Below are 18,160 nucleotides of genomic sequence, written 5' to 3'. Positions count from 1 at the left end.
AAGAATAATCTTGATCTTTGCGCCAATGATAGGAACTGTTTATAAATCTACGGGAAGTTGGTATTTGGTGAAAACCGAAAACGGTGAGGAATACGAGTGTAGAATCAAAGGGAAATTTAGACTTAAAGGAATAAAAAGTACAAATCCTATTGCGGTTGGTGACAAAGTGCATTTTACTCTAGAAACTAAGAACAATACGGAAACTGGTATCATCGATGAAATCTTTGATCGTAAAAACTACATCATTCGTAAATCAGTCAACCTATCCAAACAAACACATATCATTGCGTCAAATATTGATCAAGTTTTTTTATTGATTACAATTGACAATCCACCGACATTTCCAAGCTTTATAGATCGTTTTCTAGTAACTGCAGAAGCCTATTCAATTCCTTGTGTATTAGTTTTTAATAAAATTGATACCTATGCAGAAATTGAAAGACGTGCTGAAGTAATGTATCTCAAAGATATTTATGCAACTATTGGATATGAATGTATTGAAATATCTGCCAAAGAAGGAGAAAATGTAGAAGCTATAAAGCATCGAATGAAAGATACGGTAAGTATGTTTGCAGGACATTCTGGTGTAGGGAAATCTACTTTAGTAAATGCTATTGCTCCTGAACTCAACTTAAAAACTAAAGAAATTTCGGAGCAACACAAACAAGGACAACATACCACAACTTTTGCCGAAATGTTCGACTTAGAATTTGGAGCAAAAATCATTGATACGCCAGGAATCAAAGGTTTTGGAATTGTAGATATGGAAAAAGATGAAATAGGCGATTACTTTCCTGAATTTTTGGCTTTAAAAAACGAATGTAAATTCAATAACTGTATTCACCTAGAAGAGCCAAAATGTGCTATAAAAGATGCAGTTGAAGATGGCGAAATTGCTTGGTCACGTTACAAAAGCTATGTGCAAATGATTGAAGGAGATGAAAGTAATTACCGTGTTGACGAATTTAAAGAACAGTAATACATGAAAGCAGTCATACAAAGAGTTACAGAAGCAAGCGTTACCGTAGATCAAAAAAAAGTAGCCAATATTGGTAATGGATTATTGATTCTTCTTGGAGTTGAACACGAAGATACACACGATGATGTAAAATGGCTTTCTAATAAAGTAGCAAGATTGCGCATCTTCAACGATGAAAATGGAGTAATGAATACGTCTTTGTTAGATACAAATGGTGAAGCAATTGTAGTGAGTCAATTTACACTACATGCAAGTACCAAAAAAGGAAGCCGTCCAAGCTATATGAAAGCTGCAAAATCTGATGTTTCCATTCCAATGTATGAAGCATTTGTTACACAACTAGAAAAAGATCTTGGTAAAAAAGTCCAAACAGGAATCTTTGCTGCCGATATGAAAGTAGCATTGCTTAACGATGGTCCTGTAACTATTATAATTGACACAAAGAACAAAGAGTAAACAGCGTTTATTAACTTTTTGTAACGCTTATTAACTTTCTTCCTTTTAATGGATTACTTTTCTTATATTCGTATCGTATTCACCCGAATATTAAAACACATAAATACCTATGCACTTAAAAATATTGGCAATTGCTGTCCTGCTATGTTCTTTATATACAGCAAAAGCCCAAGATAAGGAACTCATTAGTTACCTTACACTTCCACAAGAACTTACAAAAAATGCAAATGCAGTAGTTCGCTTAGATGAAACACTCGTCAAAGTAGAAGCAATTGACGATATGACAATCTCCGAAAAACGTATTGTTACGGTACTAAACGAAAATGGATTGGGGAAAATTGGAGCGCAAGTGTACTATGATAATAACAGACGTGTAAAAAATTTAGAAGTTCGAATTTATGATAAGTTTGGAAAGCAAATTAAGAAAATTCGTCAAAAAGACTTTGAAGATGTAAGTGCAGTTGATGGTGCGACCATGTATACAGATTCGCGATACAAATATTTAGATTATACACCTGTTTCATATCCTTTTACAGCAGTATTTACAAGTGAAATTCATACAAAAAAAACATCAAACTTGCCATGGTATTCTCCTGTTCCTTACTATACAGGAATTCAAAAAAGTCGATATAAAATCACCTATCCATTATCGTTGACACTATATAAAAAAGAACACAATCTTGAAGAATATGGAGTTATAAAAGATCAAAAAGAAGGTAGTTTGATGTATATCATCGAAAATGTTCCGGGAATAAAACCAGAAGCATACAGTCCAGCAGAAGCTCGTATAAAACCGCGAGTTCGTCTTGCACTCAGTAAATTTAGTTATGAAGGAATTCCTGCTGAAGTTGAAAATTGGGAAGAAGTAGGTGCATGGATTCATCAAAATTTACTAAATGGACGTGCAACGGTTGATGCTGCTACGAAAGCAGAAATAGAAAGCATGGTGGCTGGTGTTGAATCTGACCGAGAAAAAGCACGAATCATTTATGAATTTATGCAAGGAAAAACACGTTACATCAGTGTGCAAGTTGGAATTGGAGGATATCAACCGATAAAAGCTGAAGAAGTGGACAAAGTCGGTTATGGCGATTGTAAAGGATTATCCAACTATATGATGGCATTATTAAAAATTGCAGGAATTGAATCATATTACACTGTTGTATATGGCGGAACAAAAATATCCAGTTTCTATGAAGACTTTGCTTCTTTGGGACAAGGAAATCACGTCATCTTAAACATACCAAATAATGGCGATGATATTTGGTTAGAATGTACGAGTCAAAAAGTTCCTTTTGGACATATTGGCGATTTTACGGATGATAGAAATGTATTAGTGGTAACACCACAAGGAGGAATACTAAAACATACCAAAAAATACACTACAGAAGAAAACCTTCAGGAAACCACAGGCTCCTACACATTAGATAGTAATGGAAATATAAAAGCAGATGTCACCATAAAAACAGAAGGAATTCAGTACGACAATCGTTATTATATAGAAGATTGGTCAGATGTGAGAAAAGACAAACGATACAAACAATATTTCCAAACAGTCAGCAATGTCAATGTGGATAATATCGAACTAACAAACGATAAAAAAAATATAGTATTCACAGAAAAGGTAACATTCAATGCAGATGCTTATGGAGTTTCCACAGGTGATCGAATGTTATTTGCAGTCAATGCACTAAACAGAACGACAAGTATTCCTGACCGTTATCGAAATCGTAAATTTCCACTAGAAATTCAAAGAGGATATTATGATATTGATGACTATGAAATCAAATTGCCAAGTGAATATAAGATAGAGGCAATCCCTGATGATATAAGCTACGAAACTAAATTTGGAAGCTACACATTCAGTATCACAAAAAAAGACGATCAAACTTTACAATACAAAAGAACCATAAAAATAAAAGATGGATTGTATCCAAAAGAAGAATACAAAAACTATCGAAAATTTATCAAGAAAATTGTCCGATACGATGGTTCAAAAATTGTATTAGTCAAAAAATAACACCCTAACCCAATAATAACAATAATTACAAATGAAAAAACAAATGCTATTCGTGTTTGCTTTGTTAGGTTTTATAACAATGCATGCGCAAGACTTTGAATTTGGAGAAGTGTCGAAAGCTGAATTGGAAGAAAAAAAACATCCAAATGATCCAGAAGCGAGTGCAGCTATTCTTTATGAAAAGACATACATCACAATGCGCTATATTCAAGGGGAAGGATTTCAAATAGAAACCAATGTCCAAAAACGTATCAAAATATACAATAAAGATGGTTTGGATATGGCAAATCATTCTATTCCATTGTTCAAAGGAAGTGGAGGAGAACGAGAAAAAGTTGCAGGATTAAAAGCCTATACGTATAACTTAGTAGATGGTAAAATTGAAGATACCAAATTACGCAAAAGTGGAATCTTTAAAGAAAAGCGTAATGAATATGTAGATCTACAAAAGATAACGATGCCAAATGTAAAAGAAGGTTCTGTTGTGGAGTACAAATACAGAATGATCTCACCGTATTATGGAAATATCAATGAAGTGTATTTTCAATATGGAATTCCAGTAAATCATATAGAAGTGACCTTTGAGGCACATGAATATTTTACCTATAAAAAACATTACAAAGGCTATTTTCAATTGCAACCCAAAGAAAGTACACGTCGAGGAACTATTACCCTTACAGGAAGTTCCAGACAGGATGGCAATAAAAGACTCACATGGGGAGGTGGTGGTGGATCAAGTAGAACAACTTTTTCGAAAGATGATATAGAATTTACTTATAATATTACAAAATTCAACTTAAAAAATGTTCCTGCATTAAAAGACGAAAGCTTTGTAAGTAATCTTGAAAATTACCGAAGTGCTGTAAAATTTGAACTAGCACAAGTGCAAATGCCCAACGATATTCCGCAATACTTAGCAAAATCTTGGGATGATGTGGTAAAAACAATTTACAGGAGTAATGATTTTGGAGGGCAACTAACCAAAACATCCTACTTTAAAAGTGACATAGATAATCTAGTGGCTGGTGTTTCTGGGGATATGAAAAAAGCAGCCATGATTTATAATTATGTAAGAGGCAGAGTAAAGTGGAATGGAAGATATGGAAAATACGCAGATGAAGGTGTTCGAAAAGCATACAAAGATAAAACAGGAAATGTAGCAGATATGAACTTAATGCTAACTGCGATGTTGCGTCATGCAGGCATCAATGCCAATCCAGTTATTTTGAGTACACGTTCCCATGGAATTACGATGTTTCCAAGTTTGAACGGATTCAATTATGTAATTGCTGCTATTGAAGTAGAGGATGCAGTTATTTTATTAGATGCCACTAATTATTACGGAGAGCCTAACGTATTACCAATGCGTGCTTTAAATTGGTCAGGAAGATTGATTCGTAAAGATGGAAGTTGGAATCAAATTAGTTTAATGCCTAAACAAACAGCATTACATGCTACCATGATCAATGTTACCTTAGATGAAAATGGAGATCTTACAGGAAAGCAGCGTACGCAATTTACATCTCACAATGCACTAAATTTCCGCGAAATGTATTCGCAAGCTGATGAAGAAGCATATTTAGAAGAATTAGAAAACAGTATTGAAGATATAGAAATTGCTGAACACGATATAAAAAACCTTAAAAAAATAGGAAAACCTGTTTTTGAATCATATTCGTTTGAAAAGGAAGCACAGGCAGAAATTATTGGAGACAAAATGTACTTTTCGCCACTATTCTTCTTAGCAACTTCTGAAAATGTATTCAAAGCAGAAGAGCGTGTGTATCCTGTTGATTTTGGACATCCTTGGAAACGAAAAATAATGATGAATATTCAATTGCCGGAAGGCTATGAAGTGGAATCAATACCAGAAGCTGGTGCTGTAAAAATGCCAGAAGGTTTAGGAGCATATTCATTTAATATCTCCAAAACACCTGTAGGGATTAGTGTGGTAATGACCAAAGAAATTAATTCTTCCGTAATTACACCAGACAAATATGGAGCCTTGCGCGAATTCTACAAAATGCTGGTAGAAAAGGAAAAAGAAAAAGTAGTATTGAAGAAATTATAGTAGAAAAAAACTGTAAATCTTTCTTGGGAAACAACTCATAAAATTCGCTGAAAAGCTATATTTTTACAAATGACTTTATAAACCTCTTATAAAGTCATTTTTTTATATCAAAAAATAAACTTTATGAATCTAAAAGATGCACAATTAGCTGTAGATACATGGATCAAAGAACACGGAGTTCGTTACTTTAATGAGTTAACTAACATGGCGCAATTGACAGAAGAAGTTGGAGAAGTGGCTCGTATCATAGCACGCCGTTACGGAGAACAAAGTGAAAAAGAAAGCGATAAAGATAAAGACTTAGGTGAAGAGTTAGCAGATGTTGTGTTTGTTGTACTATGTTTGGCAAATCAAACAGGAATTGACTTGCAAGCTGCCTTTGATAAAAAAATGGATAAAAAAACCAAACGTGATCACGATCGCCATCACAACAACGAAAAACTTAAATAAATAAAAGTTTTGGTGCGTCATTCTGAATTGAATTCAGAATCACATAAAGCATTTCCTCAAAAAATAAGAAATTACAATGAACCTAAAACTACAAAAATCAACACTTCACAAGCAATCAATCATTGCCATAACAGGTTCTAAAAGTGAATCCAACCGATTATTACTTTTACAGGCTTTATATCCTAACATTAGCATTACAAACATTTCCAATTCGGATGATGCTACCTTAATGCAAAAAGCACTAAAATCTACAGCTAACGTAAAAGATATTCATCATGCAGGAACAGCGATGCGCTTTTTAACAGCGTATTATGCCACGCGAGAAGGACAAGAAATAAGACTAACAGGTTCTTCACGAATGCAAGAACGTCCTGTCAAAATTTTGGTAGAAGCATTACAACAATTAGGTGCTGTTATTGAGTATACAAACAACGAAGGGTATCCGCCATTGCAAATCAAAGGGCAAAAATTAAAAGGAAACCAAGTCACATTAGCAGCCAATGTGAGCAGTCAGTATATTTCTGCATTGCTATTAATTGCACCAACATTAGAAAATGGACTAACGCTTACGCTAGATGGTAAAATCACCTCAGTTCCATACATAAAAATGACACTTTCGTTATTGAATGATCTTGGTGTAAAAACTAATTTTGAAGGAAATACAATCACCGTAAAACGATTTGAAGCTTCAGAAGAAAATAAAGCATTTACCGTAGAATCTGATTGGAGCTCTGCTTCGTATTTTTATAGTTTAATTGCACTTAGCGAAATCGGAACAACAATTGAACTTTCAGCCTATAAGCAAAACAGTCTACAAGGTGATTCATGCTTGGCAGAAATTTATAAACTATTTGGTGTAGAAACTGTTTTTGGTGAAAATACCATCACGCTAACAAAAACGAAAGAAGCATCTCAGGAAACTATTACGCTTGACTTAAAAAATGCACCAGACATTGCACAAACAATTGCCGTGACAGCATTCGGATTGCAATTGCCATGTAAAATGATAGGATTACACACCTTAAAAATCAAGGAAACAGATCGTTTAGTTGCACTAAAAGTTGAACTAGAAAAATTGGGAGCTTCGGTAGACATTACGGATGAATCTTTGTATCTACACAAAGCATCAACAATCAACGAAGACATTGCAATTCAAACCTATAAAGATCATCGTATGGCAATGGCATTTGCGCCCTTAGCATTGCGTGTTCCATTATATATTGAAAAAGCAGATGTAGTGTCAAAATCCTTTCCAGATTTTTGGAGAGATTTACAAAACATAGGAGTTGAAGTCATAGAAAAATAAAAAAACTCACTAAATACTTGACAACCCCTATTTTGAGATTGTATATTTGCGGTTCTTAAAAAATAACTTAGAAGACTTATGGCAAAAAAGCTATCGCATTTTAATTTTGACCTTCCTGTAGAATTATTAGCAGAATACCCATCAGAGCACAGAGATGAAGCACGTTTAATGGTGTTAAATCGTGAAAAACAAACAATTGAACACAAACAGTTCAAAGATTTGGTGGACTACTTTGATGAAGGCGATGTAATGGTGTTAAACAATACAAAAGTATTTCCTGCAAGACTTTTTGGAAACAAAGAAAAAACAGGAGCACGCATCGAAGTCTTTTTACTAAGAGAATTAAACGAAGAACAACGTTTATGGGATGTGTTAGTTGATCCTGCAAGAAAAATTAGAATTGGAAATAAATTATACTTCGGTGATGACGAAAGTTTAGTAGCTGAGGTAATCGATAATACAACGTCAAGAGGTCGTACCTTACGTTTCTTATATGATGGTTCGTATGATGAATTCAGAGCAAAATTGAGCGAACTTGGACAAACACCACTTCCAAAATACATCAAAAGAGATGTAGAGCCAGAAGATGAAGAGCGTTACCAAACAATTTATGCAAAAGAAGAAGGAGCTGTAGCAGCACCAACAGCAGGTTTACACTTCTCTAAACACCTGTTAAAGCGTTTAGAAATCAAAGGAATTGACTTCTCTGAAATTACATTACACGTAGGTTTAGGAACATTCAACCCTGTAGAAGTAGAAGATTTATCGAAGCATAAAATGGACTCAGAAGAATTAAAAATCGGTCCAAAAGCAGTAGAAACTGTAAACAGTGCCAAGAAAAACAAAAGAAAAGTATGTGCAGTTGGAACTACAGTAATGCGTGCTTTGGAAAGTTCAGTTTCTTCAGAAAGAACATTGAATGAGTATGAAGGCTGGACAAACAAATTTATTTTTCCTCCGTATGATTTTAGCATTGCAAACTGTATGATTACCAACTTCCATACACCAAAATCAACATTATTAATGATGGTTTCGGCGTTTGCAGGTCACGACTTTATTCTAAAAGCGTATGACGAAGCTATCAAAGAAGGATACCAATTCTATTCGTATGGTGATGCAATGTTGATTCTATAAAAAAGAAAACACATAAAATATATTCAAAAATCCTGTCTTCCGGCAGGATTTTGTTTTTTCTTGACATGAATGGAAAGAATGAAAGTCTACAAAAGACGTGTTGAAACAAGCAACTAGGTTTGTGTTTAGTAATTTGTAGAAATTACAAGCCAAAAATACAAGCTAAATTCCAAAAAATATGTTTTTACCTACTTTACTACGTAGAATGTGCATTGGATATAACATGCATTCTGTAAAAATCACTATAACCATCACACAATGAAAAAAATATACTTCTTATTTGTTGCTATATGTTCATGATGCCCTGTAGCTTCGGGCAAAATCACAACACAGAAATAACTTATATAGAAACAAAGCAAACTGGACAGTTTCGCAGCCAAGAACTTTAGCTGATGTATAAAAGATGACAGATTTATCTTGGGCAGCTAATAGTAGTGTTGCTTGTTTTCCTGCTACCAAAAATCAAAAATTCTCTGGAAACCATGTGTTTTATACAACAGCGATTCCAAGACGTTCAGAAATGTTTACCAAAGTCATTCCAAAAAACAAAAAACATAACTTTAGTCTATATGTTTATCAAGTTGGTGTCAATAACGAGCAATTACCAACAAATTTGAACAGTTGTGTTACTTGTGAAGCTGATTATAAATGGGATCGTAAAAGGCTTGGGAAAACTCAGGATCATACACAAAAAGTACGCTTAAATGCAATTAATTGACCTTACGAAGTAGTTATTGGAGTCGCGGGCGTAGAAGGTCTAACAATAGCTGATTTTGAATTGATGATCGAAATTAAAAAAAGATAAAGTCTGGTTTGATGGTTTTATTGTTTCATTTTGTGAATATTATATTGATGTGCTAACAAATCTGTAAACTCGTAAATTCTCCCTATTTTTGCAGCATGCAAGCAATGAGGAAAGACATACGCGCGTTGACAAAAGAACAACTTCGAGAATTTTTTGTATCGCAAGGAGATAAGGCGTTTCGTGGAAATCAAGTCTATGAATGGTTGTGGCAAAAAGGCGCACATCAATTTGAAGATATGACTAATATTTCTAAAAGTACGCGTCAAATGCTGGAAGAAAACTTTGTCATCAATCACATTCGTGTGGACAAAATGCAACGTAGTAATGATGGTACGATCAAAAATGCAGTACGCTTGCATGACGGATTGATTGTGGAGTCTGTTTTAATTCCCACAGCAACACGAACAACAGCTTGTGTGTCAAGTCAAGTAGGTTGTAGTTTAGACTGTAAATTCTGTGCTACTGCAAGATTAAAGCGTATGCGAAACCTAAATCCTGATGAAATCTATGATCAGGTAGTTGCTATTGATCGCGAAAGCAGATTATATCATAACAGACCTTTATCAAATATTGTATTCATGGGAATGGGAGAACCTTTGATGAATTACAACAATGTGCTAAAGGCAATTGATAAAATAACTTCAGATGAAGGTTTAGGAATGTCTCCAAAACGAATTACAGTATCTACTTCTGGTGTGCCAAAAATGATCAAAAAAATGGCAGATGATGAAGTCAAATTCAAATTGGCTGTTTCGTTGCATTCAGCAATTGATGAGGTGAGAACGTCTATCATGCCATTCAATCAACACTTTCCGTTAAAAGATTTAAAAGAAGCATTGGCATACTGGTATGATAAAACAAAGAATAAAATTACCTACGAATATGTAGTATGGGACGGAATCAACGATCAGCAAAAAGATATCAATGCCTTAGTGAAGTTTTGTAAAGATGTTCCAAGTAAAGTCAATCTCATTGAATACAATCCTATTGACGATGGAGAATTCCAACAAGCCAGCAACAAAGCAATCGATCGTTATGTAGATTCATTAGAACAAAATGGAATTACCGTAACTGTAAGACGATCAAGAGGAAAAGATATTGATGCTGCCTGCGGACAATTGGCAAATAAAGAATAGTACATGGTAAGTTATATGAAAATCAATTAAATTTCTAATAAAAAAATATATTTTAAAAATACTTAACAAGTCTAAGAAAGTCCAACAAAAAAAGCCTTTAAAGTAACGACTTTAAAGGCTTTCTATATTTTTATAAATAATTTAACTTATTGTTTGACGACTTTATAAGAACTTACAGAATCACCAATAGTAACAACCATAATATAAGTTCCTGCTTTAAACGAAGAAATATCTATTTGACGATGAGCTAAAACAGTTTCGTCAACACGAATTACTTGCTGCCCAAATAAATTAATAACTTCTAAATTAGTAATTGGTTGTGTACTATCAAACTGTACAATTCCAGTAGTTGGATTTGGATAATACTTAAAACTATCTGTATTAACCTCTTCCACAGATAATGGATCAGATTGCGTTGTAAAGCTCCAAACCGGAGAATTGACAGCTTCTCCACCAACATTTTTTGCTACAATTTGCCAGTAATATAAAGTTGAATATTCCATTCCTGTAATGTCTACAGTAGTGTTACCAAGTGTTCCCAATAAATTGAGTGTTCCTGGAGAATCTCCTAAATATACATCGTAAGCAGTTGCTGCATCACCAGTTACTGCAGCTTCCCAGGCAAAAGTTACAGAATTATCAGGACTTCCATCCATATTGTCATCCGCAGGATCAATAACAACACCAGTTGCCGTATCTGCTGGAGTTGGAGTCGTAGCAGGGTCTGGTGCAGTAGCATCAGCAATCATATCTACGTTATCAATAATCCAACGGTCACCATCGTTTTGTTCCAGAACAAAAGCTACATAAATAGCTTGTCCAACATAAGCAGACAAATCAACTGTGTGTTGCGCCAAAGGTCCTCCAGACCAAACATCAGCTTCAGTTTGTGTGTCTACAATGACAAAATCTGCATGAGTGGTTTGACTCATACCTGTAGAAACTCTAATTGTAAATGTAGAACCATAATCTGTTGCAAAACTATCCGATTGATCAAAGGAAAGTATGAAGTTAGTGGCGTCAACAGTAAATTGTGGTGTTACCAACCAATCTTCAGCATTTCCACCTACAACAGCTTCCCAAGTAACGAAAGCAACATTATTGGTTGCAGCATCATTTATTTGCCAATTTTGAACAGTTCCCAAACCATTGGTTCCAATAAAACTTGTCCATCCTGCCGGAATTGTCGTACTAGATTCAAAATCTTCAGTGAGTTGTGAAAATCCGAGTTGAAAGCTAAGTAATAATAATAAAAAAGTATTTTTCTTCATAATCAAGGCTTTATGTGTTAAACAACATAAAGTTATGAAAAAATATACAACTCTAGCCTTCTATTTGTATTTTTATATTTCACACAGTATAACAGTATAACAGTTTTAAAAATGACAACTCTTTAAAAAAAATCTGAAAAGTTATAAAACAATAAAAGAACAAAGCATAATGATCTTTACACAACTATATTCTAAACAATTGAAATAATACAATGATTTACATATACAAGTGTTCGAATCTTGTTAAAAAGGTTAAAAATCATAGAATTAGTTAATATCTTTGCACCATAATGAAAGTAGTTTCGCAGATAAAACAACCCATTGTAAAGGAAATGGAACTTTTTGAAAAAAAGTTTTCCAATTCAATGACTTCGAAAGTCGCTTTACTGAATAGAATTACACATTACATCGTAAATAGGAAAGGGAAGCAAATGCGTCCTATGTTTATCTTTTTGGTTTCAAAAATGGTGTCAGAAGGATTGGTAAATGAACGTACATATCGTGGCGCTTCTGTAATAGAACTGATTCATACAGCAACGTTAGTCCATGATGATGTGGTAGATGATTCTAACAGGCGAAGAGGCTTTTTCTCGATTAATGCCCTATGGAAAAATAAAATTGCTGTATTAGTAGGTGATTATTTATTGTCTAAAGGATTGCTATTGTCTATTGATAATGGTGATTTTGATTTGTTGCGAATTATCTCTGTAGCAGTTCGAGAAATGAGTGAAGGAGAATTACTCCAAATTGAAAAAGCACGTAGATTAGATATTACGGAAGAAATCTACTATGAAATCATCCGACAAAAAACGGCAACACTTGTTGCAGCATGTTGTGCTATGGGAGCACAATCTGTAAATGCTCCTGAAGAAGAAGTGGAACGGATGCGTTTGTTCGGAGAATTTATTGGAATGGCATTTCAAATAAAAGATGATTTATTTGATTACGGAGAAACACAAATTGGAAAGCCAACAGGAATTGATATCAAAGAACAAAAAATGACACTTCCGTTGATTTATGCATTGAATCATTGCTCAAAAGAAGAAAAAAAATGGGCAATTAATTCTGTCAAAAATCATAATAAAGACAAAAAAAGAGTCAAAGAAGTTATTGACTTTGTGAAAAAAAATGGCGGATTAGAGTATGCAATTAATCAAATGAAAGCTTACCAAGAAAAAGCACTCGAACTGCTTAAAGCCTATCCGAAATCCACATATAAAGATTCCTTAGAATTGATGGTAAATTACGTGATTGACAGAAAAAAATAATTTTTTTTCACACGCAGGCAACCATTTGCATAAAATTTGCGTCTATATTAATAGAAAACAACCTGCATAGTGAAAGTTATTCAATTACATCTACAAGAAGCACAACTCATAAAACGAGCAAAGCGCAATGACCGAAAAGCGCAGCAATCGTTATATGCGCAACATGCACCAAAAATGTTGAGTGTTTGTAGGTATTACATTGCAAACGTTCACGATGCCGAAGAAGTAATGCTTTCAGGATTTTTCAAAGTATTTACACAATTGAAAAGCTACGAAAACAAAGGAAGTTTTGAAGGTTGGATTCGAAGAATTATGGTCAGAGAATCCATATCCTTTCTCCGAAAAAAGAATCCGCTCGTTTCAGTAGAAGAAAATGAAAGCTACACAAAAATCACCGACTGTGAAGTAAATGTAAATGCTGGCGTCGAAGAAATCCAAAAAGCAATAGATGCCTTGCCGCAAGGCTATAAAATTGTATTCAACTTGTATGAAATAGAAGGCTACAAGCACCAAGAAATTGCTGAAATGCTCAATATTTCTGTGAGTACATCAAAGTCGCAGCTATTCAAAGCTAAAAAGACGCTTCAAACACGACTACGATCAAAAAAAAACAGAGCTAATGAAATCGCATGAAATTAAAGACATATTAGAAGAGCGTAGGTTGACAGCATCTGAAAATTCGTGGGAAAAACTCGCAGGACAACTAGATGCAAACAATCAAAAAAATAGAAAACAGAAGTTTTACTATGTGTACGCTGCATGTTTGGCTTTGTTGATAAGTATGTTGGTGTTTATGTTTGCCAAATCGACTGTGAACCTTGGAGATGACATGATTGTAAAAGAAGATAATACTTCAAAATCAATCATTAAAAAAGAAAATTTACAAAACACCATCAATCCAAAACTAGAAGAAAAAGAACAGAAAGAAATCGTAAACAATACACAAATTGCCATTGAAGAAAAAGCTTCAAACAATCGCAAAGAGAAAGTAATAGAAAATAATATTGTGCCACAATCAAAAAAACAAATGATAGTGGAATTGCCAAAAGAAGTTACAATTAAAGAAAAAGAAATTCAACCAAAAATAGAAACAGTAATCGCGCAAAAAGAAGTAATTGCCAATACTGATTCAACACTAAAAGAATCAATAGTTGCATTGTTACAAGAAGAAAAAGTATCAGTGACCAATGCAGAAATTGATCAATTGCTTCAAGAAGCACAACAATCATTACGAGAATTAGACATTAAAGAAGAAAATGTTGACGTCTTACTATTCGCAACTGCAGACGAATTGTTAAACGACGTAGAATACGAATTAGACATGTCATTCAAAGAAAGAGTATTTCAACTTATCAAAGAAAAAGTCAAAAAAAGAGCCGTTGCTGTGGAAGATTGAGAGCGCAATAATTTAGAAAAAATCATCAACAAACATCATTAAAAAAACGAACATGAAAACAAGTACTTTGTATTTATGCCTGCTATTCCTATGTGTAAATTTTACCATGCAGGCGCAACAAAAAGAAATTAAAAAGAGGCAGGATTCTACTGCGATCAAACAAGAGCAAGAGAAGAAATATCTGGCGGAACGACTTCGTGTTATTACGCAGGAAGAAAAAGATGCGCTGAAATATTCAGTAGAACAAATAAATGAAAAATACGAAAAAGGAGAAATTACATTACAAGAAGCCGAAAAACAAAAAAAGAAAGCGGCAAAACTAGCAGCAGCAACGATTGAGTATCGTATGGCAAAAGTAAAGCGCGAAATGCTAACAGATTACTATGTGCAAGAATATGGATCATTCATCCGATTTGGAGAACTCTTTGATACACGCATCAAAAAAAAGAGAGCGTTGCGATATGATAGACGTACATACTCAGATATTGTATTTGCTTTTGGGTTGAATAATGCCATTCAGGATGGCGTATCATTGCAAGATTCCGATTATAAAGTTGGCGGATCACGTTTCTTTGAATTTGGAATTCTATGGAGTACACGTGTTGCGAAAAACCACAACTTTGTACGTTTTCGCTACGGATTAACCTTACAGTATAACAACTTAAAACCAACGGGAAATCGCCTCTTTGTTGACAATGAAAATTTGACAACCTTGGAAGAGTTTCCAAATGATTTGCGTCGTTCAAAAATCAGAATGACAAACTTGACGATTCCATTATACTTTGAATTTGGACCATCTAGAAAAAAAGAAACCGATCGATACATTCGTTACTACACTAATAATAAATTTAAGTTTGGAGTTGGAGGTTATGTAGGTGTGAATCTGGCTGTAAAACAAAAGTTACGTTACAAAGAAAATGGAGAACGAGTAGATCAGGAATTTCGTAGAAACTTCAATACCAACAATTTTGTATACGGAGTTGGTGCCTACATTGGATGGGACGACATGAGTTTGTATTGTAAATACGACTTATCACCAATCTTCAAAAGTCCAAATACTGAACAACGTAATATTTCACTTGGAATATTATTTGATGTATTCTAAATATTAATATCCAATGTAAAATATCAGTTTCGGCGATGCATTTGTGATTTATTTGAAGTGTTCATTGCTTGAAAAAAAACTCAATCTGACGTTTTACATTGGATGTCTCCAATGAATAACCAAATCAAAATTTTGTTTATATATTTTATAGAATGTTTGTTGGTAAATTTGTCAAACATATTTTTAAAATATTTAAACTCTGAAAGCTTGTCTCCCTTAACTTTTTGTGTCATTTTTAGTTGCTATTCCAATAACAATTCTCAAAAAAAAATCAACAATAAAAATTTTATGGTTTTACCTTAGTTAATTTTATAGTTTTTAAAACTTATTGAAATGTAGTTCTTTTTTTGTTTAACGATTCTTTTAAAATTCCCCCGAAAGATTAAACATAATCAATTGAGGTTTTCAATTATTTATACACTAAAAAAAAACTTTTTGTCATATTACGGTTTTAACTTACTTCAAATAATAGTAGGAAAAGTATATATTGTTTTGAAAGACAATATATCAAAAAAAATATTTATCTTTAATTAGATATTGACAATTTGACCTACTCATGAAATTTCACAAAAGCTTATCAAAAAAACAAATTTTCTGGTGTGTTTTATGGTTTCCTTTTTTCGTGTATTGCTCTAATAAAAACCTTGCTACTTCAGAAACTGGTAATTTTCAAACAACACTCATACCTCAGCACAAAAAAGAACTTCACAAAGGGTTTGAGATGCTACGTGTTGCCAAAAGTACCATTGACTCTGCTAGAATCTATAACAAGATTATTGAGGTTCATACACTCACTACCTATTATCTTAAAACTGCTAGTTATGATAGTATTATTTATTACAGTGACAAAGTCTTGGCATTGACTAAAAATAAAGAATCAAAAGAATATGTAGAACAATTTTTATCTGCTACTTGTTCAAAGGGAATTGCTTACAAAGGTTTGGGAGATTTGGTAACATCATTAGACTATTTTAATGCTGTTATTGCAAGAACTGAAAATATTGAAGATCCTAATTATTTTTTTCTCCAGCGTGAAATTGCAACTACGATAACTGCAGGTATATATGCCACTCAAAAAAACTATGAACTTGCCATTAAACAATACGATCATTTATTTAAGTATATTGAAAAAAAAGGAATTGATCCTGCATTAGTATCTTCTATAGTGTATCTTCGCTGTGCGCGATTTAATAGAGAACTTAAAAATACAGAAATTGCTTTAGCACATATTCAAAAAGCAATGGTTATTGCCACAAGAAATAAGCTCGATTTTAGGCAGGCCATGATATTTTTAGAAAAAGCACACATTTTTGTGGATATTGAGGAAGTGACACAGGCGGAAACCTGTTTAAAAAAGGCGTATAAAGTTTTGAGTAGTGATGCCAAGTATACAGCCTTATTATTAAATTATTATTACCTAAAAGCAATACTTAGTGGAAAAACTAATAATATTGAAGTAAAAATTCAATATGCCGAAAAGGCTTTTGATCTATCATATAAAGAACGTATTTCTCCGAGATATTTAGCGACAGCAAATTTATTGTATGAAGCGTATAAATAGAAGGGACTTTTCAAAAAGGCGAATGCTATACTGGAAAAAATTGTTTCATTTGAAAAAATGATCTCCAATGAAGAACAACTTAAAAAAAGCGCCTTACTAGAAATTGAAAGAAGAGATAAAAATATAGTACTCGCAGAAGAAAAGAATAACACAAAGAACAAAATAATTTTATGTGTCGTTTCATTATTTGTAATGGCAGTTATGAGCGCTTTTTTTATTTACAGAGACAGACGAAAGAGAATAAAATTTGCACGCAATATTGCTGAAAAAAATAAGCAGTTAAAACAATTGGACAAGGCAAAGTCAAACTTCTTTTCAAATATTACGCATGAGCTGCAGACACCACTCACACTTATTGAAGGCCCTTTAGAGCAGGCTTTACAAAATAATGGAGAAACTTTGGATGCCATTACAAAATCGAAGCTACAAATGGCAATGAACAATACCACTTCGTTAAAAACATTGGTGAATGATATTTTAGATTTGTCAAAGTTAAAAGCTAAAAAACTCCAACTTCACCAACAAAGTACCGACATCGATACTTTTTTGAATACAACCCTACGAAAGTTTCTACCGTTAATGCAGCAAAAAAAGCTACACTTTCACTTTTGTTGTAAAGATTTGGAAAACTATCATGCTACCATTGACACAAAGAAGCTAGAAAAAGTAATCAATAATCTTATTTCCAATTCAATGAAATACACGCCTGCTAGTGGAACAATTACTATAAACGGGAAGCTTACCACACAAGACGCCTTATCAATCAAAATAAAGGATACAGGAATTGGAATTCCAAAAGCAGATATTCCCCATATCTTTGATCGCTATTTTCAAAGTAAAGATACTTCTAAACCGCTAGAAGGTGGTTATGGCATTGGCTTGTCTTTGGTAAAAGAATTGGTGGAACTCATGAACGGTACTATTACAGTACAAAGTGAAGTGAAAAAAGGAAGTCAATTTACCGTCAGCATTCCATTGGAGGATATACATAAAAAAGCCCAAAAAGACTATGTAAATACCATCATTCCAATAGTAACAACACCAATGGATGCTATTACAGCAAGTATGAATCCTATCACAGAAGCCATACAAAAACACACGATACTTATTGTAGAAGATCATCATGAAATGCAACATTTTATTGCTTCTATTTTGCAAAAAAATTACCAGCTATTGATTTCGAATAATGGAAAGGAAGCGTT

Annotated in this window: 16 protein-coding genes; 15 read left to right on the top strand and 1 reads right to left on the bottom strand. The window is 33.6% G+C overall.

Features of this window, described 5'->3' with window-relative positions; translation table 11 throughout:
* Window positions 1–25: 25 nt before the first annotated feature.
* The 9 genes from rsgA to rlmN all read left to right on the top strand — a co-directional run bounded on the left by rsgA (window position 26) and on the right by rlmN (window position 10,357).
* Window positions 26–979, top strand: coding sequence for a ribosome small subunit-dependent GTPase A (gene rsgA / locus MK119_RS01430; RefSeq protein ID WP_290669958.1), 954 nt, complete (start codon window positions 26–28; stop codon window positions 977–979).
* Window positions 980–982: 3 nt separating this feature from the next.
* Window positions 983–1,435, top strand: coding sequence for a D-aminoacyl-tRNA deacylase (dtd, locus tag MK119_RS01425; protein ID WP_290669955.1), 453 nt, complete (start codon window positions 983–985; stop codon window positions 1,433–1,435).
* Window positions 1,436–1,544: 109 nt separating this feature from the next.
* Complete coding sequence (locus MK119_RS01420) at window positions 1,545–3,455, top strand: DUF3857 domain-containing protein (RefSeq protein ID WP_290669952.1); 1,911 nt, start codon at window positions 1,545–1,547, stop codon at window positions 3,453–3,455.
* A 31-nt stretch (window positions 3,456–3,486) separates the two neighbouring features.
* A complete protein-coding gene (locus MK119_RS01415; protein WP_290669950.1) occupies window positions 3,487–5,526 on the top strand; it encodes a transglutaminase domain-containing protein in 2,040 nt (679 codons plus the stop codon).
* A gap of 123 nt (window positions 5,527–5,649) precedes the next feature.
* Window positions 5,650–5,976, top strand: a complete 327-nt coding sequence (locus MK119_RS01410; protein WP_290669948.1) for a nucleotide pyrophosphohydrolase — start codon at window positions 5,650–5,652, stop codon at window positions 5,974–5,976.
* A 76-nt stretch (window positions 5,977–6,052) separates the two neighbouring features.
* A complete protein-coding gene (locus tag MK119_RS01405) occupies window positions 6,053–7,282 on the top strand; it encodes a 3-phosphoshikimate 1-carboxyvinyltransferase (protein WP_290669946.1) in 1,230 nt (409 codons plus the stop codon).
* Window positions 7,283–7,360: 78 nt separating this feature from the next.
* The gene (queA, locus tag MK119_RS01400; protein ID WP_290669944.1) at window positions 7,361–8,416 is read left to right on the top strand and encodes a tRNA preQ1(34) S-adenosylmethionine ribosyltransferase-isomerase QueA; all 1,056 of its coding nucleotides are present in this window, start codon (window positions 7,361–7,363) and stop codon (window positions 8,414–8,416) included.
* Between the two features lie 403 nt (window positions 8,417–8,819).
* Entirely contained in the window at window positions 8,820–9,134 is a 315-nt protein-coding gene (locus MK119_RS01395; RefSeq protein WP_290669942.1) for a hypothetical protein, read from the top strand.
* A 182-nt stretch (window positions 9,135–9,316) separates the two neighbouring features.
* Window positions 9,317–10,357: a 23S rRNA (adenine(2503)-C(2))-methyltransferase RlmN gene (gene rlmN / locus MK119_RS01390; protein ID WP_290669939.1), complete on the top strand. Its 1,041-nt coding sequence runs from the start codon at window positions 9,317–9,319 to the stop codon at window positions 10,355–10,357.
* A 146-nt stretch (window positions 10,358–10,503) separates the two neighbouring features.
* Here the strand turns inward: rlmN and MK119_RS01385 are convergent, their stop codons facing one another.
* Entirely contained in the window at window positions 10,504–11,628 is a 1,125-nt protein-coding gene (locus tag MK119_RS01385; RefSeq protein WP_290669937.1) for a choice-of-anchor J domain-containing protein, read from the bottom strand.
* 290 nt (window positions 11,629–11,918) lie between these two features.
* Here MK119_RS01385 and MK119_RS01380 point away from each other — a divergent pair, with 290 nt between their 5' ends.
* The 6 genes from MK119_RS01380 to MK119_RS01355 form a co-directional block, all read left to right on the top strand.
* A complete protein-coding gene (locus tag MK119_RS01380; protein WP_290669935.1) occupies window positions 11,919–12,896 on the top strand; it encodes a polyprenyl synthetase family protein in 978 nt (325 codons plus the stop codon).
* Between the two features lie 69 nt (window positions 12,897–12,965).
* Window positions 12,966–13,529 carry an RNA polymerase sigma factor gene (locus MK119_RS01375; RefSeq protein WP_290669932.1) on the top strand — a complete coding sequence of 188 codons (564 nt, stop codon included), beginning with the start codon at window positions 12,966–12,968 and terminating at the stop codon, window positions 13,527–13,529.
* Complete coding sequence (locus MK119_RS01370) at window positions 13,516–14,292, top strand: hypothetical protein (protein ID WP_290669930.1); 777 nt, start codon at window positions 13,516–13,518, stop codon at window positions 14,290–14,292. Before MK119_RS01375 ends, MK119_RS01370 begins: the two co-directional genes overlap by 14 nt.
* A 52-nt stretch (window positions 14,293–14,344) precedes the next feature.
* The gene (locus MK119_RS01365; protein WP_290669928.1) at window positions 14,345–15,397 is read left to right on the top strand and encodes a hypothetical protein; all 1,053 of its coding nucleotides are present in this window, start codon (window positions 14,345–14,347) and stop codon (window positions 15,395–15,397) included.
* A gap of 556 nt (window positions 15,398–15,953) precedes the next feature.
* A complete protein-coding gene (locus MK119_RS01360; RefSeq protein ID WP_290669926.1) occupies window positions 15,954–16,958 on the top strand; it encodes a hypothetical protein in 1,005 nt (334 codons plus the stop codon).
* A 57-nt stretch (window positions 16,959–17,015) separates the two neighbouring features.
* Window positions 17,016–18,160, top strand: a 1,145-nt coding sequence (locus tag MK119_RS01355; RefSeq protein ID WP_290669924.1) for a HAMP domain-containing sensor histidine kinase, incomplete at its 3' end; no start/stop codon positions are given.

The sequence above is a fragment of the Kordia sp. genome (genome assembly GCF_022447245.1).
In the GTDB taxonomy this organism is placed as follows: domain Bacteria; phylum Bacteroidota; class Bacteroidia; order Flavobacteriales; family Flavobacteriaceae; genus Kordia.
This window is presented reverse-complemented; position numbering and strand designations above follow the sequence as displayed.

Coding starts and splice junctions, on each gene's coding strand:
- MK119_RS01410 (WP_290669948.1), top strand. CDS start 5,650: ATGAATCTAAAAGATGCACAATTAGCTGTAGATACATGGATCAAAGAA.
- MK119_RS01370 (WP_290669930.1), top strand. CDS start 13,516: ATGAAATCGCATGAAATTAAAGACATATTAGAAGAGCGTAGGTTGACA.
- MK119_RS01365 (WP_290669928.1), top strand. CDS start 14,345: ATGAAAACAAGTACTTTGTATTTATGCCTGCTATTCCTATGTGTAAAT.
- MK119_RS01385 (WP_290669937.1), bottom strand. CDS start 11,628: ATGAAGAAAAATACTTTTTTATTATTATTACTTAGCTTTCAACTCGGA.
- MK119_RS01415 (WP_290669950.1), top strand. CDS start 3,487: ATGAAAAAACAAATGCTATTCGTGTTTGCTTTGTTAGGTTTTATAACA.
- queA (WP_290669944.1), top strand. CDS start 7,361: ATGGCAAAAAAGCTATCGCATTTTAATTTTGACCTTCCTGTAGAATTA.
- rlmN (WP_290669939.1), top strand. CDS start 9,317: ATGCAAGCAATGAGGAAAGACATACGCGCGTTGACAAAAGAACAACTT.
- MK119_RS01420 (WP_290669952.1), top strand. CDS start 1,545: ATGCACTTAAAAATATTGGCAATTGCTGTCCTGCTATGTTCTTTATAT.
- MK119_RS01395 (WP_290669942.1), top strand. CDS start 8,820: ATGACAGATTTATCTTGGGCAGCTAATAGTAGTGTTGCTTGTTTTCCT.
- dtd (WP_290669955.1), top strand. CDS start 983: ATGAAAGCAGTCATACAAAGAGTTACAGAAGCAAGCGTTACCGTAGAT.
- MK119_RS01360 (WP_290669926.1), top strand. CDS start 15,954: ATGAAATTTCACAAAAGCTTATCAAAAAAACAAATTTTCTGGTGTGTT.
- MK119_RS01405 (WP_290669946.1), top strand. CDS start 6,053: ATGAACCTAAAACTACAAAAATCAACACTTCACAAGCAATCAATCATT.
- MK119_RS01380 (WP_290669935.1), top strand. CDS start 11,919: ATGAAAGTAGTTTCGCAGATAAAACAACCCATTGTAAAGGAAATGGAA.
- rsgA (WP_290669958.1), top strand. CDS start 26: ATGATAGGAACTGTTTATAAATCTACGGGAAGTTGGTATTTGGTGAAA.